The organism is Clostridium pasteurianum DSM 525 = ATCC 6013 (assembly GCF_000807255.1).
Lineage (GTDB): Bacteria > Bacillota > Clostridia > Clostridiales > Clostridiaceae > Clostridium_I > Clostridium_I pasteurianum.
Genome location: NZ_CP009268.1, coordinates 1,279,084 through 1,299,761 on the forward strand (window position 1 = coordinate 1,279,084; position 20,678 = coordinate 1,299,761).

Annotated in this window: 15 protein-coding genes; 13 read left to right on the forward strand and 2 right to left on the reverse strand. The window is 30.2% G+C overall.

Translation table 11 applies throughout. The features are described 5' to 3' along the window. Positions 1–292: 292 nt before the first annotated feature. Entirely contained in the window at positions 293–1,204 is a 912-nt protein-coding gene (locus CLPA_RS05755) for a ketopantoate reductase family protein (protein ID WP_003448101.1), read from the forward strand. Between the two features lie 196 nt (positions 1,205–1,400). Here CLPA_RS05755 and hydG read toward each other — a convergent pair whose 3' ends face one another. Both hydG and CLPA_RS05765 read right to left on the reverse strand, forming a co-directional pair. After that, positions 1,401–2,822 carry a [FeFe] hydrogenase H-cluster radical SAM maturase HydG gene (gene hydG / locus CLPA_RS05760; RefSeq protein ID WP_003448099.1) on the reverse strand — a complete coding sequence of 474 codons (1,422 nt, stop codon included), beginning with the start codon at positions 2,820–2,822 and terminating at the stop codon, positions 1,401–1,403. A gap of 49 nt (positions 2,823–2,871) precedes the next feature. After that, positions 2,872–3,117 carry a TM1266 family iron-only hydrogenase system putative regulator gene (locus tag CLPA_RS05765; RefSeq protein WP_003448097.1) on the reverse strand — a complete coding sequence of 82 codons (246 nt, stop codon included), beginning with the start codon at positions 3,115–3,117 and terminating at the stop codon, positions 2,872–2,874. A gap of 427 nt (positions 3,118–3,544) precedes the next feature. Here CLPA_RS05765 and ftsH point away from each other — a divergent pair, with 427 nt between their 5' ends. The 12 genes from ftsH (at position 3,545) to CLPA_RS05825 (ending at position 20,342) form a co-directional block, all read left to right on the forward strand. Then, positions 3,545–5,380: an ATP-dependent zinc metalloprotease FtsH gene (gene ftsH / locus CLPA_RS05770; protein ID WP_003448095.1), complete on the forward strand. Its 1,836-nt coding sequence runs from the start codon at positions 3,545–3,547 to the stop codon at positions 5,378–5,380. A 14-nt stretch (positions 5,381–5,394) separates the two neighbouring features. Then, positions 5,395–7,485: a HelD family protein gene (locus CLPA_RS05775; protein ID WP_087946555.1), complete on the forward strand. Its 2,091-nt coding sequence runs from the start codon at positions 5,395–5,397 to the stop codon at positions 7,483–7,485. 312 nt (positions 7,486–7,797) lie between these two features. Then, positions 7,798–9,366: an FAD-dependent oxidoreductase gene (locus CLPA_RS05780; protein ID WP_003448091.1), complete on the forward strand. Its 1,569-nt coding sequence runs from the start codon at positions 7,798–7,800 to the stop codon at positions 9,364–9,366. 159 nt (positions 9,367–9,525) lie between these two features. Beyond that, positions 9,526–10,452: a DUF2935 domain-containing protein gene (locus CLPA_RS05785; protein WP_003448089.1), complete on the forward strand. Its 927-nt coding sequence runs from the start codon at positions 9,526–9,528 to the stop codon at positions 10,450–10,452. 262 nt (positions 10,453–10,714) lie between these two features. Next, on the forward strand, positions 10,715–11,638 hold the full coding sequence (locus CLPA_RS05790) for a M15 family metallopeptidase (RefSeq protein WP_003448087.1): 924 nt from the start codon (positions 10,715–10,717) through the stop codon (positions 11,636–11,638). Between the two features lie 272 nt (positions 11,639–11,910). Further along, positions 11,911–13,005 (forward strand): amidase domain-containing protein, encoded by a 1,095-nt coding sequence (locus tag CLPA_RS05795; RefSeq protein WP_003448084.1) that lies wholly within the window; start codon positions 11,911–11,913, stop codon positions 13,003–13,005. A gap of 517 nt (positions 13,006–13,522) precedes the next feature. Then, positions 13,523–14,443, forward strand: coding sequence for an aldo/keto reductase (locus CLPA_RS05800; protein WP_003448082.1), 921 nt, complete (start codon positions 13,523–13,525; stop codon positions 14,441–14,443). A 794-nt stretch (positions 14,444–15,237) separates the two neighbouring features. Beyond that, a complete protein-coding gene (locus CLPA_RS05805; RefSeq protein WP_003448080.1) occupies positions 15,238–16,284 on the forward strand; it encodes an aldolase catalytic domain-containing protein in 1,047 nt (348 codons plus the stop codon). A 51-nt stretch (positions 16,285–16,335) separates the two neighbouring features. Beyond that, positions 16,336–16,971: an HAD family hydrolase gene (locus CLPA_RS05810; RefSeq protein WP_003448078.1), complete on the forward strand. Its 636-nt coding sequence runs from the start codon at positions 16,336–16,338 to the stop codon at positions 16,969–16,971. A gap of 250 nt (positions 16,972–17,221) precedes the next feature. Then, positions 17,222–18,448: an IS91 family transposase gene (locus CLPA_RS05815; protein WP_034829433.1), complete on the forward strand. Its 1,227-nt coding sequence runs from the start codon at positions 17,222–17,224 to the stop codon at positions 18,446–18,448. A 15-nt stretch (positions 18,449–18,463) separates the two neighbouring features. Further along, a complete protein-coding gene (locus CLPA_RS05820) occupies positions 18,464–18,664 on the forward strand; it encodes a hypothetical protein (RefSeq protein WP_034829431.1) in 201 nt (66 codons plus the stop codon). A 382-nt stretch (positions 18,665–19,046) separates the two neighbouring features. Beyond that, on the forward strand, positions 19,047–20,342 hold the full coding sequence (locus CLPA_RS05825; RefSeq protein ID WP_003440352.1) for an IS110 family RNA-guided transposase: 1,296 nt from the start codon (positions 19,047–19,049) through the stop codon (positions 20,340–20,342). Positions 20,343–20,678 lie beyond the last annotated feature (336 nt).

Consider the following 20,678-nt stretch of genomic DNA (forward strand, 5'->3'; position numbering starts at 1 on the left):
TTGCAATGCATATTTTGTGTTGTAAGGCAGTTTTTATTATTACAATAATTAATAAATGAGATTACTCTTAAAGTTGATTTACTATAGTAAATAATCTATATAGAGAAATATATTGTACAGGTGTATACTTAAATTAAGATTTTATCTTATGACTATCAACCTTAATACTCCCTTCTACGCTGTGAAAGTGGGAGATAAAGGTTGCTATTAGGATAGAGAGTTGAAAGTATCGAAAATAAGTATACTTACTACTCTATTTATGATGATTATATATAGAAGGAGTGAATAGGCTATGAAGTACTTAATAGTAGGAACAGGGGGAACTGGCGGGTGTCTTGGAGGATATATGTCAAGTTGTGGAAAGGATGTTACATTTATTGCCAGAGGTGCTCATTTAAAGGCCATGGAGCAAAATGGTCTTATAATTCATTCTTCACGAAAGGGTAAAATAAATTTAAAAGATGTTAAATGTTCAAATGGCAGCGATGATATTGGAACGTTTGATGTGATATTTGTATGCGTCAAAGGATACTCCATAGATGAAATAATTCCAATAGTGAAAAAGGCCTCTAAAGATAAAACTGTAGTAATTCCAATTTTGAATACATTAACTGCAGGCCAAAAGCTAAAAAAGGCTTTACCAAAGGTAAATGTATTAGATGGCTGTATTTATGTAAGTGGATATGTATCTGCACCAGGGGAAATTACTCAAGGAGAGATGCTCTTTAGAGTTGTATTTGGACCTATGGAGAGCGGAGAATCAGATATAAAGTTATTAAGGAAAATAGAAAAAGATCTAAAAGAATGTCAAATCGATGCCATTGTATCAGATAACATAAAGAAGGATACTTTTAAAAAGTTTTCCTTTACTTCCCCTCTTGCATCTATTGGTGCCTATTTTGATATTAATGTAGGTAAAATCCAAAAGGAGAAAAAATATAGGGATATGTTTATAGATCTTCTTAAAGAATTGGAGCAAATTGCTAAGATTTTAAATATTAAATTAACATGGGATTTAGTAGAAGAAAATCTGAAGATTTTAGATGGGCTTGATCCAAATATAACAGCTTCTATGCAGAAGGACATAAAAAGAGGCAGACAAAGTGAAAAAGATGAACTCATATTTGATATAGTGAGAATCGCCGAAAAAAATGGAATTGAAGTTCCATGTTACAGAAAAATAGCACAGCATTTTGACTATTAAAATATTGGTAGCTAATTAAAAAAAATTTATTGTTAAGATATTTAAAACAAAATCTTGTACATTGAAGCTTAAGTCCAGATTAATAAGTATATTTTAATTCGCCAATATATTTAAATTTTTATATAAAGACAGAGCATATAGCCTAAAAACTATATTCCTGTCTTTATATATTTTAACTTCATAACTAAATCTTATTTTAAAAATAAAGATCTCTTTCTCCAGCTTCTATTCTCTTTAATCTTTTTATGGTTTCTTCTTTAGCCTTTTCAGAGGTTATATCCTGAAGATTCTTTTCTATGGTTTTTTCACCAATTTTCTTTAATTCATCATCGGCATAATCCAGTAAAAATTCCTTAAAAGTCATAATAGCATTTGGAAGGCAGCAGTTGTGAATATTACCAGTCTTTGCAAGGCTCATAAATCTTTCACCAGTTCTGCCTTGTCTGTAACAGGCAGTACAATAACTTGGAATATAGCCGTTATTGCATAAAAGTTTTAATATTTCAATAGGAGTTCTATGATCACTTACTACAAACTGAGAAGCTGCTGGAGTAGGAGCTTCACCATATTCATCTTCATAGCCGCCTACATCTGTACAAGAACCAGCACTTATTTGAGAAATACCTACAGCTATAACTTCTTCTCTGAAATTAGGCTCCTCTCTTGTGGAAAGAATCATTCCAGTATAAGGCACAGCCAATCTTATTATGGCAACGAGCTTTTTAAAATCATGGTCTGAAACCAAGTATGGGAAATTTTCATAGTTTACTCCTTCTGCCGGTCTTAACCTTGGAACAGATATTGTATGAGGACCTACTCCATTAAATTTTTCTTCTAAGTGTTTCGAATGAAGGAATATGCCTATAGTTTCATATTTATAGTCATAGAGACCATATAAGACACCAATACCCACATCATCAATACCAGCTTCTATAGCTCTATCCATAGCTGTAGTATGATAATCATAGTCATGCTTTGGACCTGTAGGATGAAGTTTTGCATAAGTTTCTCTATGATAGGTTTCCTGAAATAGAGTGTAAGTACCAATGCCTGCTTCTTTTAATTTTTTATAATTTTCTACAGTAGTGGCTGCTATGTTTACATTAATTCTTCTTATAGAACCATTTCCTTTTTTCACGCTGTATATGGTTTTCATGCAATCAGTTATATAATCGATAGGACAGTTAACAGGATCTTCACCAGCTTCAATTACTATTCTCTTGTGGCCAAGATCTTCAATAAGTTCTACTTCTCTCATAAGCTCTTCTTTTGAAAGTTTTTTTCTGGTTTCTTTATTTGTACATTTATAACCGCAATATTTGCATCCATTTACACAATAGCTGCTTACATATAATGGTGCAAACATTACTATTCTATTACCATAAATTTCTTGTTTAATTTTTATTGAAGCCTGGTATATTTTATCCAAAAGATCATCATCTTCTACATGTAAAAGGGCAGAGACTTCATCGATGCTTAATCCGTGGCCTTCAGAAGCTTTGGATATGAGGCTTTCAATATAATTTCTATCTTTAGCCAGTTCAGTTCCTTTGGTTAGGTGTTCTCGTATAACTTTATCCTGTATAAAATCCGCCTTTTCAGTTTCTACAGCACTCATATAATTATCCTCCTATAATCTTTATATTATTGCTAAGTTTTTTGAGTTTTTATTTTCTGGATATTGCAGATTTGACACTTACACCATTTATATTTCCAAGTTTTCCAGTCATGGCACTTATACTATCCATAGAGCCATCCACTATTATGGAAATAACAGATACACGTTTTTCCTTATAGGGTATTCCCATACGGCCCACTATAACATCACTAAAATTATGGAGAATTTCATTAACAATATGTGCATTTTCTATGTTTTCAACTATAATTCCAATGACGCCTAATCTTTTATCCAAAAAGTTCACCTCGAGTCTATTTTTAATACAAAATATAAGATTTGTTAGATTGGCACTAATTTTAAGATGCTTTGTTGATAAACAAAAACTAATAAAATAAAAAAGCCCTCTCAAAAAATGGGAAGGCTAAGTTAATAATTTTATATCCTTCCTTTTGCTCAGAATTACTTTGCAATCAGAAAATCATGCTAATCACAACATCCAATTTAAAAGAATACTCTCGTAAATTGAATACAATTTTATTTTCTCATAAATAAATTTATATATCAATAGAACTATAAAATTTTGTTACATTATATTATAATAATCTATTGAATAACTATAAAATAGAGTATATATTGAATTATTAAAAATATTAAAAGCCATAATAGAAAAAATGGACATTTAATGTTAAACTTAATATTAAGAAATGGAGGAAAGTCTAAATATGTTTAATAACTTTAAAGATAAAAAATTTAAATATGCGGCCTATTATTCTATAGGAGCTATTATCTTAGTACTTATATTAAATTATTTAATGGTAAGTATAAAAACAGAACAGATAACCTATAACAAGTTTTTGGATCTACTAGCACAAAAAAAAGTATCTGAAGTTCAGGTTACTCCTACTAGAATAACTATAATTCCTACTGAAAATAGTGGAATAAATAAAAAGATACTCTATACAGGAAGAATTGATGATCCTGATTTAAAACAAGAACTTAGAGATTCCGGTGCACAGATAACAGCACCTTCTGGTACGGATGATCCCATAAAAAATTTTATTATTAATTGGGTTATTCCAGTAATAATATTTTTAGCAGTAGGCAGGTTTTTATTTGGAAGATTGGATAAAAAACTTGGCAGCGGGGTTATGTCTTTTGGTAAGAATAATGCTAAGCTCTATGCAGAAAGTGAAACAGGAGTAACTTTTGAGGATGTAGCTGGGCAAGAAGAAGCTAAAGAGTCTTTAATTGAAATAGTTGACTTTCTTCATTATCCGGAAAAATATTCTGAAATAGGAGCAAAGCTTCCAAAGGGAGCATTGCTTGTTGGACCGCCGGGAACTGGTAAAACACTTTTGGCAAAGGCTGTAGCAGGAGAAGCTAAAGTGCCATTTTTCTCCATGTCCGGTTCAAATTTTGTTGAAATGTTTGTAGGTATGGGAGCAGCAAGAGTAAGAGATTTATTTCAACAGGCTCAGGAAAAGGCACCCTGCATAGTTTTTATAGATGAAGTTGATGCCATAGGTAAAAGCAGGGATAATGCCATAGGTGGAGGAAATGACGAGAGAGAACAGACTTTGAATCAGCTTTTGGCTGAAATGGATGGATTTGACTCTTCAAAGGGTGTGGTTATTTTAGCTGCTACTAATAGACCAGAGGTTTTGGATAAGGCTCTTTTAAGGCCAGGAAGATTTGACAGACGAGTAATTGTAGATAGACCTGATTTAAAGGGAAGGGAATCTATATTGAAAGTACATTCTAAAGATGTAAAAATTTCTAAAGAAGTTGACATGGAAGCAATAGCAAAGGCAACTCCAGGAGCAGTGGGAGCAGATCTTGCCAATATAGTTAATGAAGCTGCACTTTTAGCTGTTAAAAATAGAAGAAAAGAAATAGCACAAAATGATTTAGAAGAGGCAGTTGAGGTTATAATAGCAGGTAAGGAGAAAAAGGATAGAATTCTATCTGACAAGGAAAAGAAACAAGTTGCCTTTCATGAAGTAGGTCATGCTTTGGCAGCGGCGTTGTTAAAGCATACTGATCCAGTACACAAAATTACTATTGTTCCAAGAACTATGGGAGCTTTAGGATATACCATGCAGCTGCCAGAGGAAGAGAAATACTTAGTGACTAAAGAAGAAATGATGGATGAAATAACTGTCATGCTGGCAGGAAGATCGGCAGAAGAAGTTGAGTTTAATTCTATATCTACTGGGGCTGCAAATGACATTGAAAGAGCAACTAAAATGGCTAGAAACATGATAACCATATATGGAATGACGGAAAAGTTTGATATGATGGCCCTAGAATCAGTGGAAAACAGATATTTAGACGGAAGACCAGTGCAAAATTGTAGTGCTGAAACATCTACATTGATTGATACAGAAACTTTAAGCATTATAAAAGAAGCACATAATAAGGCTAGAAATTTATTAAAAGAAAATATAGAACTTCTTAGAAATATATCTGGCATACTTCTTGAAAAAGAAACACTTATGGGTGATGAATTTATGAAACTTGTAAAGGAGAGTGCGAGTTGGAAGGAACAGAATATTTAAATAGAGATGAAGAAATGGAGCTCCAGGAGGAAAGGATAAAGCTTGCTGGAGTGATAGATATAATAAATAGAGAAATACTCAGCTATATACAAAAGAGAAAAGATATAACTAAATATATATTGGACAGCAGAAAGAAGAATGTAGAAGAATTTGAAGATGATGAAGATAAGATAATAGAATATTTTGATCATGAAAGATTTGTAAAAGAAGAAGCTTTTAAAACTATAGATAGGAGATTGAAAGAACTTATAATAATGGAATTATCACCTTACTTTGGAAGAGTTGATTTTAAAGAAGAGGATGAAGACCAAAGGATATATATAGGACGATTTGGAGTTACTCCAGAAGATGCCTATGAACCACTTATTGTAGACTGGAGAGCTCCTGTTTCTGCCTTGTTTTATACCAGCAGTCTTGGTAAAAATACATATACTGCTCCTTTAGGTAATGTAGAGGCAGATATAATTAAAAAGAGGCAATATATAATTAAGAAGAAAAAGCTTATAGGTTTATTTGACTCCTCTATGGATGTAAAGGATGATATACTGCAGCTGGTGTTAAGTAAAAATGCAGGAGAAAAGCTTAAGGATATTGTAATGTCCATACAGCAGGAGCAGGATAATATAATAAGGCAGCCAAGAAATAAAATAGTAGTGGTAAATGGAGTAGCAGGCAGTGGTAAAACTACTATAGCTCTTCATAGAGTAGCCTATCTTCTATATAATCATAGAGATATACTACAGAATAAAGTTCTTATTTTAGGACCAAATCCTATATTTATGGAATATATATCCTCTGTACTGCCAAGCCTTGGTGAAGTAGGTGTCAATCAAAAAACTTATAGAGATTTTGCTACAGAACTTCTAGATATAAGACAGCGTGATATTATGACCACTAAGGAATATATGGAGAGAATTCTAAAAGGTGATAATAAGTTTATTGAAAGTGTTGCCTATAAAAATAGTGATAAATTTATAGAGGATTTGCATAAGCTAATTGAACAGGTAGAAAAAAATAATTATCAATTTAAAGATGTAATTTATAATAATAAAGTTGTAGTTAAAAAATCAGAAATTGAAGAAATGTATACAAAATACTACAATAATATGCCTTTATTTAGAAGAGTAAAAAAGCTTAAGAGGATAATTTTCTCAAAACTTAAGGATGAAAGAGACAATATAATAAGAAAGATACAACAGGATTATAGAGAAACTATAAGTAAATTGAGTGAAGATGAGTTAAAGCTTCAAGGTACTTCGCTGGACTACAAGAGAAAACTAAAAATAAGGGAAACTATAAAACTTCTTATAGATGTAAAAAAGGGACTAACTTGGCTTGGAGAACCTTCTATAGAAGAATTGTATAGAAAAGAAATTAGTGAAAAACCTTATACTATAGATGATTTAACTGCTCTTCTTTATCTATCCATAAAATTTGAAGGTTTAACTATTAACCGGGAAATAAAACATGTAGTTATAGATGAAGCTCAGGACTACAGTAAGCTTGCCTTTAAAGTTATAAGGGAATTAACTGGCTGTAATGGTATGACTATAGTTGGAGACGGTAACCAAAGACTTATACCTTTAGAAGGAGAAGTGCCTTTTAATGAACTTGATGACTTAATAAAAAATACAGAGACAGAGCATTTTAAGCTTAATAAAAGTTATAGATCTACAAAGGAAATAATGGAGTATGCAAATAAATTCTTAGGAGAAGATGCAATAGTTCCACTAGTAAGAAATGGAGAAGTTGTTAAAATACTTAATCCAAAATCAGAAGAAGAATTTATTGAGACTTTAGATAATACAGTTAAAGACTACACAAAAAAAGAATTTGACAGTATAGCTGTAGTTTGCAGGGATCTGAATAGTACCGATAGATACGGAAAGTTTTTGAGTAAAAATAATTCTCTAAAGATTATAGATAGGGAGGACATGATCTATCAGGGTGGAACAGTTGTAATTCCTTCCTATCTTGCCAAAGGTCTTGAGTTTGATGCGGTTATAATTGTAGAAGATGGAAAATACACCGAAAAAGATAAATTTATGTATGTAATGGCTACAAGAGCCCTTCATGAACTTGCAGTAGTAAATGCAATGTACTAAAGTAAAATTTTTGTTATAGATAAACAACTTTAATGATTAATTTTTCATACTAAGAAAAGTAATAAATTAAGGATAGAAAGACTTTCACTGAGGTGATTATATTATTCATTAGTTATTATATAGAAGCACTATGAAATTCATATAAGTGATTTTCATAGTGCTTTTATATTGAATTGGGTAAGAAGTATTTATAGCTTAGTAAAACTGTTTTCAAGGATAAACATTTATATAATAAGTATGGAAATTATGAAGTATAAACTATCACATTTAAGCAGACAATATAGTGAAAAATTTTAAATGTGGAGGATACAAATGGAAGGTATAGAATCGTATAATTCAGATGTTTTTTCTAGTATTCATGAGCCATATTGGATTACATCTACAGAGAGAAGAGAGTATCCTGCTTTAAAAGAGGATACAAAGATTGATGTTGCTATAGTTGGTGGAGGATTAGTTGGAATAACTTCAGCATTCCTCTTAAAAAATAAAGGCTTAAAGGTAGCTGTATTGGAAGCTGACAAAATTGCGCATGGAACTACAGGGCATACAACTGCTAAAATAACTTCACAGCATAATTTGATTTATGATAAAATAATATCCAAATTTGGAGAAGAAAAAGCAAGGCAATATGCAGAAGCTAATGAATCAGCTATTCATTTTATTGCAGATCTTGTAAAGGAAAAAAATATTGATTGTGATTTTTGCTGGCGTCCTGCCTATGTATATACTCAATCTGAAGAGTACATAGAAAAAATTGAAAAAGAGGTGGAAGCGGCTTCAAGTCTTGGAATAAAGGCATCCTATGAAGACCATATCCCACTTCCTTTTAATATAAGGGCTGCTATTAAATTTGATAATCAGGCTCAATTTCATCCTTTAAAATACTTGCTTTCAATAGCTAAAGAAATACCGGGTGATGGAAGTGAAATTTTTGAAAATACTAAGGTTGTGGATATTAAAGATGGAGAAAAATGCACGGTGATAACAGAAAGTGGAAAAAGGGTAACTGCTAATAAAGTTATTATAGCTTCTCATTTTCCCTGCTATGATGGAAGATCTATGTATTTTGCAAGGCTATATGCAGAAAAATCCTATGTACTTGGCGTTAAGATTAAAGAAAAATTTCCAGAAGGCATGTTCATAACAGCTGAGGATCCAGTGCATTCTCTTCGCTCTCAAAAGTATGGAGATGGTGAAATTGTTCTGGTAGGCGGAGGAAAGCATAAAACAGGCAGCGAGAGTAAAACTAATATACATTATAAAAATTTAGGTGATTTTGCAAGGAAATCTTTTGATTTACAGGAAGTACTATATAGATGGTCTACACAGGATTGTATGACTGTAGATGATGTTCCCTATGTAGGCTATTGTGCATCTAATACTTCAAATATATTTGTAGCTACAGGTTTTGGAAAGTGGGGAATGACAAATAGTACAGCCGCCGCACACATATTGATGGATTTGATTACCAAGGGAGAAAGTCCATGGTCACCTGTATATAATCCATCTAGATTTGATATAGCTGCTTCAGGTGCTAAGTTAGTATGTGAAAATGTGGATGTGGCAGGAGAACTTATAAAGGGTAAAATTGCTCCAGCACCTAAAGATGCAGAAATTAATATTGGAGAGGATAAAATAATTACTGTTGATGGTGAAAGAGTTGGAGCCTATCGGGATGAAAAGGGTAATTTGCATATGGTTGATATAACCTGTACCCATTTAGGCTGTGAGTTAGTATGGAATGAAGCGGAAAAAACCTGGGATTGTCCTTGTCATGGTTCAAGGTTCAGCTATGATGGCAGCAATGTGGAAGGACCTGCATTTAATACTCTTAAGCATAGAGGAGAATGGCCAAACAAAAAAGATGCAAATATACTTTGAATATAAGTTATAAATATAAAGTAATTATTAAAGATGCAGTTGTAAAAAATCAATTGAGTATCACTATACATTATAGATAATAAATAATTGGTAACATTTTATAAATTTAATTAATATATTAATTAGCAGTTAATGATATTATATTAAGAGAGGTAAATTATGTTATCAAGTATTAATTTTATACGACAATCTCTTGAACTGCATCTTTTTTTCGGAAGAATTATGAAAGAACATTCATTTTTTTTGGAAGCAGGTTTTACACCGAAGAATTCAAGATTTATAGATGAAGCAGATGACTTTAGAAGGGCCTTTGACAGATTTTTAGCAGATGTTATATCACTTTCTAATGGTGTCGTTAGTCCTAGTGTTTTACAATCTGGTGAAGTAATAACTCCTTTTACATTAAAAGCTGAAATGGCTTCATCCTATTTTACAGGCATAAATATTGCCACTGGTTTGACACAAGCAGAAAAGGGATTAAGGGGTGACAGCTTAGCTGTAGATAATCCTGTGCTGGAGAGAAGAGTATATATACTTAATGAAAGATCTCAGGAGTTAATCAGAGCGTTGATACAGTTTAAGGCTAGGATATTATCAGACGTTATATCCTGTAGGATATTTACAGTTAATTATCCGCTGCTTATAGACCATATTATGAGAGAAGCAAAGTTTTATTTTTCCATAGTTCAAAGATTGCAGAATCGTGAAGAAATCAATTTGGAACAAGAGGCTTATGAGCAAGAAACATTCTGGAATAGAATTATGGCTGAACATTCAAAATTTATTCGTGGACTTCTTGATCCAACTGAGGAGCAGCTCATAAATACTGCAAATAACTTTGGAAACGAGTTTGATGAATTGACAAAAGAGGCAAAAGCAGCTATGGATAAGACAATACCAATTTCAAAAGTTACAGATGACAGTCTTAAAGCCACTACAGAAATAAGTAAATTTAAAGCACAAGGTACACAAGGACTAGTAGAATGTAAAATTAGATCAATAATAATACCTTTGTTAGGTGATCATACTTTACGTGAAGCAAATCACTATTTACGTTTATTAAAGATATTTCAAAAGAGTGCATAATACATTATCATTATATTCATATCTTAAATCTCTATATTAGATTTAAACAATTAGTTTAAATCATATAAATAATTATTTTGATTTACTTTTAAACAATAAAATTCATAAAAGCACTATTAAAATCACACCAGTGATTTTAATAGTGCTTTTATGCTCAATGCTGCATCAAAAAATATATGTTAAAATTTGTTTCACATACTCTTGTAAGTAATGCCCAAAATATATATAAAACATTTTTTAATATATTTGAAAGGTGAATTCTATGAAAAAGATAATTATAATTTTAATAACAATTTTGGTTGTTTTCAGTATGGGCTGTAATACTAAAGCTTTAAATAAAATTTCAGAGGATGATAATTATAACAGAACTATGAAACAGGATCTTTTAGTGTTAATGATGTCTTATCCTGAGTACGTAGACAATATTGCTAAAGATGAAAATGAGAATGTATGTATTGTAATGAAATCGGGTAAAAAAATTATTTATGATGATAAGAGAGAAAAAAATCATGAAGAAAAATTAAACAATCCAGATTTACAAGATATGCTGGAGCAGATTTATCCCTTAGGAACGGTAACAAAGCTAATGGACACAAATTTTGATCCAGGGCGTTCAAGAGTATATGCACTTACAGGAGAGGTATATGGGAATTCAAGGGGAAAAATAGAAAAAAATCTTATGATGGTGCATACAAATTATGGATCTTTTCAATTTAATAAAAATAATAACGCCGGAGAATCCTTAGGAAATGCCTTTAAGGAACTTTCAGAAAGAGCTAAAGAAAATAGAAAAATTTCAGGATTTTTGTCTCCTTGCAGTGGTACTTTCAATTATAGAATAATTGCTGGAACTGGAAGATTAAGTCCTCATGCCTTTGGAACAGCTATAGATTTGGCTAGTGATAGAAGGGATTACTGGAAATGGGCTACTAGAGAACAGGGAGAAACAAGACTTTTATCCTATTCAAAAGATGTAGTAGAGGTATTTGAAAAGAATAATTTTGTCTGGGGTGGAAAATGGGGTCACTTTGATATACTTCACTTTGAGTACAGACCTGAAATCATACTAAAAGCTAAATATTTTGGGGATAAACAAGAAAGTGATAAACCTTGGTATGCTGGTGTGCCTTTAGAAGAAGAAAATATTAAAAATTCTATTGAAAAAATTGAAAATGCTCTAAAATAGTTCTGGTTTAAATTTACAGAAAAAAATTATGATTTATTGGTAATACTAAAAACACTATAATAGGCAAATTTCAATTCAGTAAGGCATGTGAAAATAAATAATAAGTCAAAGATGCGACGAATATTTTGAATCATACAAGGAAGCAGGTTCCGAGGATAGTGAGCTATCTGAGGGTTCTGCCGACGCAGTAGGATTCAAAATAGGCTAGCATACTGACTAGTTATTTATTTGAATATGCCTAAGGTATAAAGTGAGAAAAAGGAGTAGAGCTTATGAAGTGTATATCAAAGCTTTTAATATTATTACTTTGCTTGGTACTCTTACCCTCTAATTTAGCTAGAGCAACGGTGATAGAGGAGTTAGAGGAAGATGAAAAAGCAGAAGTTACAAAAGCTATAGAAGAAATTTTTAACAAGAGAAATAAAGCACTAATAGATAAGGATCTAGAATATATACAATCTATATATGATATGAATACTAAATATGGAACCTGGGCTTATGAATATGAGGTTAAAAAGTCAAAATATATTCACAATTGGGCAGAAAAGCAAGGGGTAAAATTTAAAGAGATAAAGCCTAAGGTCATTGTCAGAAGAATTAGAGGCGGTGATGGCAAATATTCTGCTAATTTAATATGTTCTACAGAATATAAATATTCTTATGAAAATGAAGAAGATGTTATTAATACATCACGTATAGGAACTTATCATACCTTAAAACTTGAAAATAGGGATGGACAGTGGATAATTACTAAAGAATGGTATAAAGATCCCTTTGGAGATTCTCTAAATTTAGACAATATAAAGGCAGATGATATAAAGCAGTATATAATTTCCCAGGAAACCAGAGATCTATCTAATATAGAGGAAAGACGAAAAAATGCTATTGAATATGCTAATAAATATTGCGGTGCAGCTAGTGAAGAAAAGTATGGATTTAAATATAATAAAAAATATAGAGATTATAATCCACAAGGAGGAAATTGTGCTAACTTTGCATCACAAATACTATTTGAAGGTGCTAAATTCAAAAAAAATGGAGCATGGAATTATGATGGAAAAGGTGCTACAGGTCCATGGCTCAATGCAGATAAATTTAAAAATTATTGGGTCGGCAGTGGCAGAGCTTCTGTAATAGCTCATGGAAGTTATGAAAAAGTATATAAAGCTTCTTATAAATTATTGCCAGGTGATTTTGTAGCCTATGAAAAAAAGGGAGATATAACACATATATCTGTAGTAACAGGAGTGGATTCAAAAGGCTATTCACTGGTAACCTGTCATAATGCAGATAGAAATAATGTACCTTGGGATTTAGGCTGGAGTGATAAAAAAATAAAATTTTGGCTGGTACATGTTAATCATTAAAGAATATTTTTTAATAAATAAAATATACCCTGTAAGATAAGAAAATATTTATCTGCTCTACAGGGTATTATTTTATATCTATAAATTGTGATATAGCTTTTATGATATTCAAAATAATTATTTATACTTTTCGAATTTTAAGAACATTTATATAATTATTTCTTGTATATAATATTATTTATTAAAAGAAAATTAACAAAACAATGTAGACATTTACATCATCTTAGAGTTAAAATATTTACAGTAAAGGTTTTAACCTGACTAACTTGGCGTAAGTCTCCAACGCACTCTGTACAGCCCTCACACAAAATCAAAAAAAGATTTTGGTTCTCTGCTTGCACGCTGTACAGTCCTCGCACCAAATTAAAATTTTGGCTCTCTACTTTTCTTCAAGTGGGAGTTAGACGCCAAGTAAGCCATGTATTTGCAGTTCTAAAATTCAGATGGGGTAAAAGAATCCACACCTGAATTTTAGAACTTGCTTCAATTGAAGGTTGCATAAAAAAGGGGTGTAGTTATGAAAAAGATTAATATTGGGAATGGAAAAATTACAGGGGCTTCTGAAGTCTCTCTAGGATGTATGAGACTTACTGAACTTAGTGTAAGTGATGCTTCTAAGCTTATAAATACAGCTTTGGAAGAAGGAATTAACTTTTTTGATCATGCGGATAAATATAGTGATGGAAAATGTGAAGAGCTCTTTGCACAAGCAGTTGATATGAAACCCAGCGTAAGAGAAAAATTTATAATACAATCAAAATGTGGCATTAGAAAAGGGTATTTTGATTTTTCAAAAGAACATATTTTAAATGCAGTAGATGGAAGTTTAAAAAGATTGAAAACAGATTATTTGGATGTTTTACTATTGCATCGCCCTGATGCACTTGTAGAGCCGGAAGAGGTTGCAGAAGCTTTTGATATACTACATAGTAGTGGAAAGGTCAAGTATTTTGGAGTAAGTAATCAAAATCCCTATCAGATAGAACTACTTAAAAAATATGTGAATCAGGAAATCATCATTAATCAGCTTCAACTAAGCATTATGCATACGGGTATGATTGATGCAGGGATTAATGTAAATATGAAAATAGATTCTTCGAATGATCGTGATGGAAGTATTTTAGATTATTGTCGTTTAAATGATATAACAATTCAGCCTTGGTCTCCTTTTCAGTATGGATTTTTTGAAGGGGTATTTCTTGACAATGATAAGTTCCCAGAACTAAATAAAAAAATAGATGAATTGGCAGAAGCTAAAGGGGTATCTAATACAGCAATAGCTATTGCGTGGCTTTTAAGACATCCTGCTAAGATGCAGCCTATAGTTGGTACAATGAATATGCAGCGTCTTAAAGATATATGTAAGGCTTCTGGAGTAGAAATTTCAAGACAGGAATGGTATGAAATATACAGAGCAGCGGGTAATAAATTGCCATAATATATTAGTTGAATTTATGAATATATAATTAATATTTATCTAACTAAAATTGTACTTTACATTTTACATGTAAATAATAATAGAAAAGTACCATAAATAATTTATGGTGCTTTTTATTATATTTAAAAATCAATAATAATTATTAAATAATAATTATTTACAAATTTATATTTATATAATACTATATAAATATAAAAGTAAAAATAATAATTATATAAATTATTCCTTATCTGTTATTCAAATTAAAGTTTTTAAAAATAGGATTAATTAAAAAATATGATTAAGGAGATGGACATTAAAATGAGTGTTATAGATATAATTAATATGAATTTTAAAAGAAAAATACTAAAATTAAAAGGTATAAAAAATATAAATATGGTAATTATATAATATATAATCAGCTGACTAGATATACTAGAGGCTAGATTTTTCTATTAATAACTCTTATTTTAATTGTACTTATCAGTTAAAAAATAAATATATTAAGATATAGAGTTGCTTAACCACCAATTAGTTAGTACACAAGCTAGTTGGTGGTTTTAGGCATATGAAAATAAATAATTTTATTTAATTTACTGAATATTTAAAAATTTATATTGTATTTTGCGTTATAATATAATATAATAAACATACAACTTGACAATATATGAAAGTTGTACCTTACAAATTATAATAAATCTTTAATAAAAATTCTACAATAATTTTGAATTTATTAACTTATGATAACTATTAAATCAAATACTATATATAAATTTTCATGGGTATTAGAATAAATTTTATAAGAGGTGATTTTAATGAGAAATATAAATATTTTGGACTGCACACTTAGAGACGGAGGTTATGTAAATAATTGGTCATTTTCAGACCATACAGCTTCAAATCTCATTGATTCTTTAATACAAGCTAAAATTGAATTTATAGAATTGGGTTATATAAGTGAAAAAAGTGATAAGTGCAGAGATACTACTATGTTCAGCAATGTTGAGTGCATCGATAATATAATAACTGATTATAGTGCTAATTATCTTGTAATGATGAATTTAGGAGATTTCAACATAGATAATATAGAATATAATCCAAATATATTTGGTATAAGACTGGCTTTCCGTAAAGAGGATTGGAGAAAAGCTTTATTAGAAGCTGAAAAGATAATAAATAAGGGATTTAAAGTATTTGTTCAGCCCATGGTGGCTTTATCTTATACAGAAGAAGAACTTTTAGAAGTTATAAATGAGTTCAATAAACTGGATATATATGCTTTTTATATAGTGGATAGTTTTGGTTCCATGCAAAATCATGACATTCTAAGATTGGCTTCTTTAGTAGATAATAATTTAAACAGTAATGTAAAATTAGGTCTTCATGCTCACAACAATCTTCAACTTGCCTTTTCAAACGCTATAACTTTAGTTCAGACTATTGAAAACAGAGATTTGATAATCGATTCATCTGTACTTGGAATGGGAAGAGGAGCAGGAAATTTAAATACAGAATTATTTGCCAATCACCTAATAAGAAATTGTGATAAAAAATATGAAATACAGCCTTTACTGGATATAATAGATACTTCTTTAAATGTAATTCATAAAGAAAATTATTGGGGGTATTCACCAGCTCATTATATATCTGCAATTTATAATTGTCACCCAAATTATTCTACCTATTTGGCAAATAAAGAGGATCTTACAGCAAAGGATATGGAGAATATAATAAAAAATATATTTGAAGAAAAGAAACACAAATTTGACAAAAATTATATAGAAAGATTATACAGTCAGTATATGTCACAAAAATATATGGACTACAATTATGAACTTTTGAATAAAGTTATTCAAGGATAAAAGTATTGTAAATAGATAATAAATTTTGAATTTTTAGAACAGGGGGACAAAATGATTAATTTTGATAAATATGAAGTAATTATATTTGATTTTGACGGTGTTATAGTGGATTCCATGTCAGTAAGAGATAGTGGATTTAGAAATATCTTTTCTGAATTTGACAATGAGGCAGTGGAAGAGCTTGTTAGATATAATAGAAAAAATGGTGGCTTATCTAGATTCCATAAAATTAAATATTTTTACGAAGAAATATTAAAATTGAATATAGAGGAAGAGTTGATAAATAAATATGCAGAAAAGTTTACAGAAATAATGAAAAGAGAATTAATTAATCCACAGTATATTATTAAAGATTCTGTAGATTTTATAAAAAGCAATAAAGGTACAAAAAAGATGTATATTGCCTCTGGTTCGGAAAATAAGGAATTAAATTATCTATGCAAAGAATTGGGTATAAGCGATTATTTTATTGAGATTTATGGTTCTCCAACTCATAAAAACGAGATAGTTAAGAATATCTTAAAAAATAATAAATATGATATGTCAAAAGTAGTATTAATAGGAGATTCAATAAATGATTATGAGGCCGCTAAAGTAAATGAAATAGATTTTATTGGTTATAATAATCTATCATTAAAAGAATTTTCTTGTAATTATGTAGATAAATTTTTAGTAACCATGGGATAATACTATAATAGTCAATAATAATTGAATAATAGAACAAAATAAATATTAATAAATTGATCAGCAATTAGCTTATGAAGGCTAATTGCTGATTTTATTTTATATTAGGAATTTAAAAATTTTTTGTATAAAAATATTGCCCGGCAGGGCTTGAAAAATCTAATGTTAGAAGTTTGAGGAAAATATTACAAGTAATATTTTGGAATAGGATTTTTGATATAATTATTAGCAAATTTAGTGATTGGTGATGATTATGCAAGGTGTTATAAAACAAATATTTGTGGATAATTGGGAAAAATTCAGTGAGATATATAAAGGGAAAATTAGAGCTAACATAAGTAGAGAAGTTGATAAGATGATTAATTGTAAATCCTTAGATAATGGATTTATTGAGTTTAAGTGTGAAAATTGTGGTCATATAAAAAGAGTTGGATTTAGCTGTAAAAGTAGATTTTGTACCTCATGTGGTAAGAAAAAATCTGAAGAATGGTCTGATGAAATGGTGGCAAGACTTATTAACTCAAAGCATAGACATATGGTATTTACAATTCCACAGGAACTTAGAATATATTTTGCTAGGGATAGAAAACTATTATCATTATTACCTAAATGTTCAGCAAAAGCAATTATGAGCTGGTTTAGAGATTTAAATAAAAAAGAATGTTTTACACCAGGAATAATCTCAGTAATTCATACTTTTGGAAGAGACTTAAAATGGAATCCACATGTCCACTTAATTGTCACCGAAGGTGGTGCTGGAGAAATTACAATTTGGAGGAATACAAAACATATAAATTATACAGCACTAAGGAAAAGATGGCAAAAAATATTGTTAGACGAAATAGGAATTAATCTTAAAAGTGGAAAAAAAGAATTTAAAAAATTAAAAAATAAGCTATATAAAAGGTTAGAGAATGGATTTTATGTATATGGAAAAGGTGAAATAAAAACAGCAAAGCAAGCAGGAAAGTATGTTGGAAGATATACAGCAAGACCAGCTATCGCTGAATCAAGAATAATAAAGTATGATGGTAAAAAAGTAACTTTTCGTTATGAAAGACATGAAGATGGTGAAGAAGTTGTAGAGGAAATAGATGTTATTGATTTTATAGGTAGAGTAATAAGACACATACCAGAAAAGAATTTTAAGATGATAAGATATTATGGAATATATGCTAAAAACACAAGACATAAAAATAAATTTTTTAAGTTGGTAAATGAAAAAGTTGCTGAGTTCAAAAGAAAAATTAATAATTGGCAAACAAGAATACTTCTTACATTTGGAGTGAATCCATTAAAATGTGAAAAGTGTGGAATACAGATGAAATTTCATGATATATACTATAAAAATGTAAGTGTAAGAGAAAAATTTAAAGAGAAAATAATAGGTGAAAACAAAAGAAAAATTGAAGAGATAATGTACAATTATGGTGTGATTAAGGGGATAATTCGTGATAAAATAGAGCCATTATATGTATAAAGGAAGGTAGTTATTATGGCTAAAAAGAATAAAAAAATAAAAGATAAACAAAGGGCAAAATATAAAGCTAAATTGAAAGAAAATTTAATTGAAGAAGACGGAGTCTTATATATATGTACAGAATGTGGAGTGGAAGAATATATACCAAGGGATGTAGTTGAGATGTTTGATGAAATAGATGATGAAAATGTAATTGAACCTCCTTGTATAATGTAGTCATAACATTCAATAGAAAACTATCTTGAATTCTAACGAACATTACAACTCATTTCTTTTAATTTATTCGAAGATTTTCTACCCGATAGGGTGTACTAATCTCATCTAACTTAGTTTTCTATTTTTCCCAAGTGGGAATCCATACTAGTAAATATTGATGTATAATATCTCCTGAATAGAAGATAGATGTATTCCTCCTGGGAAGTAACTCTAACGAGTCATTGATACCCGAAAATTAGCGTATCATTCCATCAGTGAGAGTTCTATGTTTAGCTGGTTGGGTTTCCCTTTGGGAATTACCCGTGTCACAAACAAGGTTATAGAATTACTGATAGAAATGGAATATCTATTCTATCTCACAAAGCAAAGGAGATATTATTTTATGAGTAAATTTTTTTATAGACCAATAGTTGGAATCGATGTATCAGCAGACTTTTCAGTAGTTGCTATACTAGCACCTGACGGTGAAGTTTATAGAAAGCCTTTTAAAATTAAGCACAATAGAAATGGTTTTGATTACCTAGTAGATCAAATAAAAAAAGCGGAAGAAGAGTTTAACATGAAAACGGCAATTTTCATGGAATCTACTGGTGTATACCATCTTACTCTTTTCCACTTTCTTAGGGATACATTTGAAACATGTATCTTAAATCCACTCATTACTAATTGTAACAAGAATGGAGACATAAGAAAAGTGAAAAATGATAAAAAAGATGCATTAACCATTGCTAAAATAGGCAAATTTCAAAATGTTAAATATACTTCTGCATTTGATATTGAAATTTATACCTTAAAAGCTCTCTGTAGAGATTACTATAAGTTTACTGATAGTAAATCTACTTTTAAGAAAAAGCTTTCTACCGACTTAAAAATTATTTTTCCTAGCTATAGCTCTGTTTTTTCAAACATTACTTGCAAAACATCAATAGCAATTTTAAAAGAATATTCAAGTCCTAAAGCTATCTTAAATGCTGATAAAAATGAGTTAATAGATCTTATTCGCAGTCATTCAAGAAAAGGACTAACATATAGTGAAAAAATCTATAAAAAGCTAATTGATGCTGCTGAAGAAGCTATTTACATTGGTCTTAAATCGCCTAGCCTGTTTGTAAAAATCATGAACACAATTTCTGTAATAGAAACTTTAGAAAATCAGCTTAACAATTTATTAAATGAAATTCATTCATTGATGAAAAGCAATAGGATTTCAGAGCAATTTAAGAAAAATGTTCAATTGATTTACTCAATACCAGGTATTGGTGAATTAACTGCCATCACAATAATGAGTGAAATAGGCAATATTAAAGGTTTTGTAAAAGCTAAACATTTAGTTGCTTACTTTGGTATTGACCCATCTGTCAATCAATCTGGTAAGTTTAACAGTAATAAAAATACTATGTCTAAACGTGGTACCAGAATAGGCAGAAGAGCCTTATATGCTGTGGCATTAGCATCCATACGAACCAGTAGAAGCGGTGAACCTATAAACAAAGTTTTACTTACCTACTATAAAGAAAACCTAAATGGTAAAAGCAAAAAGGTTGCTTTAGTGGCAATAATGCATAAACTTGTTAATTACATATTCTCCGTCCTAAGGAACCAAAAAGAGTATGAAATACGTGATCCTAAAATACATATTAAAATGTATCTTAATAATGGTTCTACTACAGCAGCCTAACGGCTAAAAACTTAAAGACTAATCATCTTACAATTAATTCCATTGTTCGTGCTTTTTCAATGGATTATTTGCTATGCAAATTTTTACTCATAAATTATTTTTTTAATTTTTATTGACTTTTACTAGCTGGTCTACATTTAGTTGCGAGAAATGCGGAGCTATAATGAGACCAAGAAAATATGACGGAGTTCATGGTATAACTTATGAGTATTAAAATGCGGAGCATCAATATGCTTCGCAAAGGTTTTAGCTTTATAAAAATATTATGAAATAGATATGCTAAGAAATGGGTCTAATTAAAGGGCTTCGCCCAAAAGAAGTTGAGCGAAGCGAAAT